General features: G+C 63.9%; 6 protein-coding genes. 2 read left to right on the plus strand and 4 right to left on the minus strand.

The features are described 5' to 3' along the window. The first annotated feature begins 198 nt into the window (after positions 1-198). Positions 199-1,623, plus strand: coding sequence for a type I glutamate--ammonia ligase (gene glnA, locus J7E68_RS08080; RefSeq protein WP_215171539.1), 1,425 nt, complete (start codon positions 199-201; stop codon positions 1,621-1,623). Positions 1,624-1,717: 94 nt separating this feature from the next. Here the strand turns inward: glnA and J7E68_RS08085 are convergent, their stop codons facing one another. The 4 genes from J7E68_RS08085 to J7E68_RS08100 all read right to left on the minus strand — a co-directional run bounded on the left by J7E68_RS08085 (position 1,718) and on the right by J7E68_RS08100 (position 3,402). Continuing rightward, the gene (locus tag J7E68_RS08085; RefSeq protein WP_215171541.1) at positions 1,718-1,906 is read right to left on the minus strand and encodes a hypothetical protein; all 189 of its coding nucleotides are present in this window, start codon (positions 1,904-1,906) and stop codon (positions 1,718-1,720) included. A 76-nt stretch (positions 1,907-1,982) separates the two neighbouring features. Next, positions 1,983-2,192 (minus strand): GNAT family N-acetyltransferase, encoded by a 210-nt coding sequence (locus J7E68_RS08090; RefSeq protein WP_215171543.1) that lies wholly within the window; start codon positions 2,190-2,192, stop codon positions 1,983-1,985. A 15-nt stretch (positions 2,193-2,207) separates the two neighbouring features. Further along, the gene (locus J7E68_RS08095; RefSeq protein ID WP_215171545.1) at positions 2,208-2,483 is read right to left on the minus strand and encodes a GNAT family N-acetyltransferase; all 276 of its coding nucleotides are present in this window, start codon (positions 2,481-2,483) and stop codon (positions 2,208-2,210) included. 76 nt (positions 2,484-2,559) lie between these two features. Then, a complete protein-coding gene (locus J7E68_RS08100) occupies positions 2,560-3,402 on the minus strand; it encodes a hypothetical protein (RefSeq protein ID WP_215171547.1) in 843 nt (280 codons plus the stop codon). Between the two features lie 190 nt (positions 3,403-3,592). Here J7E68_RS08100 and J7E68_RS08105 point away from each other — a divergent pair. After that, positions 3,593-3,816 (plus strand): hypothetical protein (locus J7E68_RS08105; protein WP_215171549.1); only part of this gene is annotated, 224 nt, incomplete at its 3' end.

Below are 3,816 nucleotides of genomic sequence, written 5' to 3' on the forward strand. Positions count from 1 at the left end.
CCCGGTCGGGCGATGCTTCCCGTTCCCGCAAGCGGCATTCCGAGTCGTTCTCCGGGGTACGTGTTCACAGCGTCCGTCACGTCTCCAGCCTACCTGCGCGTAACATGCCGGAAACAAAGCGGATACCGTGGGGTAACGCCCCGCACGTACTGTGCACAATGGCCGTGAAGCCATCGATCCGCAATCCAGGAGTCGTACATGTTCAAAGATTCGTCCGAGGTGCTGAGCTACATCAAGGAGAACGACGTCAAGTTCCTTGACATCCGATTCACTGATCTCCCTGGTGTCCAGCAGCACTTCAACATCCCCGCCTCCACCGTCGACGAGGACTTCTTCGTCAACGGTCAGCTGTTCGACGGCTCCTCGATCCGCGGCTTCGCGAGCATCCACGAATCCGACATGCAGCTCATCCCGGACGTGACCACGGCATACGTCGACCCCTTCCGCGAGGCGAGCACCCTCGTGATGGTCTTCGACATCTACAACCCGCGCACAGGCGAGATCTACTCGAAGGACCCGCGTCAGGTCGCCAAGAAGGCAGAGAAGTACCTCGCCTCGACCGGCATCGCCGACACCGCGGTCTTCGCCCCCGAGGCCGAGTTCTACATCTTCGACGATGTGCGCTACTCCGTCACCGCCGGCGAGAGCTTCTACAAGGTCGACTCCGAAGAGGCCGCCTGGAACACCGGTCGTGAGGAAGAAGGCGGAAACCTCGCCAACAAGACCCCGTACAAGGGCGGCTACTTCCCCGTCAGCCCGGTCGACAAGACCGCTGACCTGCGCGACGACATCACCCTGAAGCTGATCGACGCCGGGTTCATCCTCGAGCGCTCGCACCACGAGGTCGGCACCGCCGGCCAGCAGGAGATCAACTACCGCTTCGACACCATGGTGCACTCGGCGGACGACATCCTGAAGTTCAAGTACATCGTCAAGAACACCGCCGAAGAGTGGGGCAAGGTCGCCACCTTCATGCCGAAGCCGCTGTACGGCGACAACGGCTCGGGCATGCACACGCACCAGTCGCTGTGGAACGACGGCAAGCCGCTGTTCTACGACGAGGCAGGCTACGGCCAGCTCAGCGACATCGCTCGCTGGTACATCGGCGGCCTGCTCGCGCACGCCCCCGCCGTGCTCGCCTTCACGAACCCGACCCTGAACAGCTACCACCGTCTGGTCAAGGGCTTCGAGGCACCGGTCAACCTGGTCTACTCGGCCGGAAACCGCTCGGCTGCGATCCGCATCCCGATCACGGGCTCGAACCCCAAGGCCAAGCGCATCGAATTCCGCGCTCCTGACGCATCGGGCAACCCGTACCTCGCCTTCGCCGCGCAGCTCATGGCCGGCCTCGACGGCATCAAGAACCGCATCGAGCCGCACGAGCCCGTCGACAAGGACCTCTACGAGCTTCCCCCCGAGGAGGCCAAGAACATCCCGCAGGTTCCGAACTCCCTGCTGGACTCGCTCGAGGCTCTGAAGGCCGACCACCAGTTCCTCCTCGAGGGCGGCGTGTTCACCGAGGAGCTCATCGAGACCTGGATCTCGTACAAGTACGAGAACGAGATCCTGCCGATGGCTCAGCGCCCGCACCCGTTCGAGTACGAGCTGTACTTCGGAGTCTGATCCTCAGACCGATTGAGAAGAGCCCGCCAGGTCATCCTGGCGGGCTCTTCTCGTATCTCCGTGTCTCCGAGCCGGTGATGCGCCTGGGACGCGGCTACTCGCTCTTGCGGGAATCGACGGCGACGCCGATCGCGAGACCGATCGAAAGGCCGAGTCCCATGCCGAGGGCCAGGTTGTCGAACACGGTCAAGCCCAACCCCGCTCCGACCGCGATCCCCAGGCCGAGGCCGACCGCGAGACCGTTCTGCGGCTTCTTCTGCGAGTCCTTCTCTGCATCCGTCATACCGTCCACCGTACGAACGCTCTGACCACCGGCGCATCCCCCGTGCGGCGGATTCGAGCGCCGCACCCCCGTGCGCTCACTCGCCGAGGTCGAGTACCCACTCGTTCATCGTCAGTTCGGCGCCGCGGAACGTCGCAGTGGAGGTGCCCACCCTCTCGAACCCGGCACGTCGGCAGACGGCGTTCGAGCCGGGGTTCGTGACAGACGGGAAGGCGACGAGCGACCGGCGATCGCCACGGTGCTCTTTCGCATCGTCGATGAGCAGGCTCAGAGCCCGCGAGGCCACGCCTCTGCGCTGAGCCTAGGGCACGACGAACCAGCCGGTCTCCAGAGCCGGCGCGCCACGCCACTCGACGTTCCAGAAGCCGATCGATCCGAGCGGCTGATGCGCATCATCCTCGATGACGAACATCCTGGCTTCGCCGGCGCCCCAGAGCCGCAGGTATCGAGCGTTGCGTTCGAGGAGCTGCTGCTCGCTCTCGGCACCGTTCAGATGCGTGGTCATCTCTGCGGTGTTCGCCCGGCGGAGAAGCCCGAGATCGCCCGCGGACCACTTCCTCAGCGTCAGATTCTCCATCCTCGGATCATGCCACCGGCCACGGACACTCCGCAGCGCGACCTCGAGTCTGTCGAGACCCCACGCGACCGACGGCTCAGAACTCGAAGCTCGGCGCCGCCAGCACCTCGTCCTCGAACATCCGCGATACGACAGGTCCCGGCGTCACACCGAAGTCCTTCAGATCGAGGTCGAGGTCCGTGCTGCCCTCAGCCGCCTTCCGTGCCATCTCGACCGCGTCTTCGTCGACGTCATCCGCGGACTGGATGAAGGGCAGCAGGTCCTGTAGAGACAGTCCGTGAACGATGTCCAGTTCGAATCCCGACGAGCTCACGTACAGTCGTCCGCCCACGTTGACGCCGTATCCCCCTCCCTTGCCTGAGGCTTCGAACTCACTGAATCGCTTCGTGGAGACGTACTTCTGGACGACGCCTGTGACGACGGCGCAGAAGAGAAGCTTTCGCCCGCCGGCGATGGGCTGCGTCTTCTGCCGAGTGAACCATCTGTCGAGTTCCTCCATCCACTGCTTTCCGACGACTTTCGCCGATGCCGCAGCGTTGTCGACGACCCTCATCTCGAGCACCTCAGTAGCGCCGACCTTCGCAGACACGAAAGAGAGGAAACCTGCTTCGGCAGCGGTCTCGTGATTGACGAGGAGCTCCTGGCGGGTGACCGGCTTCTTCAGCACCGACTCCGGATCGATCTCGAGCTCCATGCTGTAGGCGTGACTGCGCAGTTCCTCGTCACCCTCGAACTTGTAGTACACACGCCCCAGCAAGCTGATCGGTGATTGAGTCTTCGTGTCGTCGCGGAGCCACGCGACGGTGTCTTCGAAGCCGAGCCGCTCGCGCGCTTCTCGTGGTTCGGGGAGCGGTATCCGATCGATGATCTCACCGTCCATGACGCTGTTGACCACATCCGTGCTGTGCTGTCCGCCCATGATCGCTCCTCGCTGAGACACCAAGTGACGAGGCCCCCAGACCCTTGTCCACCCGAACAGCTTGGCTGTGAGGCCCTATGGTCCTCCTCCTGACATCGCTCGTCAAGACGCGCCGCGGCTGCAGAATATCGGTCTTGACAAGCCGCGTCGACAGGGCGAGCATGACTGATCATCACTGGGGGTGATAGCAATGAGTGACAGTGACGTCCTCGCAAGCAATCGGCAGGCCAATCAGCTTGCCCTCGTCGCGGTGATCGCGGCGGTCGTCGTCGGTCTCCTCTGCTCGTTCGCCGCCGTGTCGCCCGAGATCTCGGGGACGCTGGTCAGTGCAACCGGGGCGATCCCTGCCGGCATCGGCCCCCCCAGGAGCCGGCAGAACCGCCACAAGACCGCCGACCTCGCCCGGCCTCGGGA

Source organism: Microbacterium sp. ISL-103 (assembly GCF_018613995.1).
Lineage (GTDB): Bacteria > Actinomycetota > Actinomycetes > Actinomycetales > Microbacteriaceae > Microbacterium.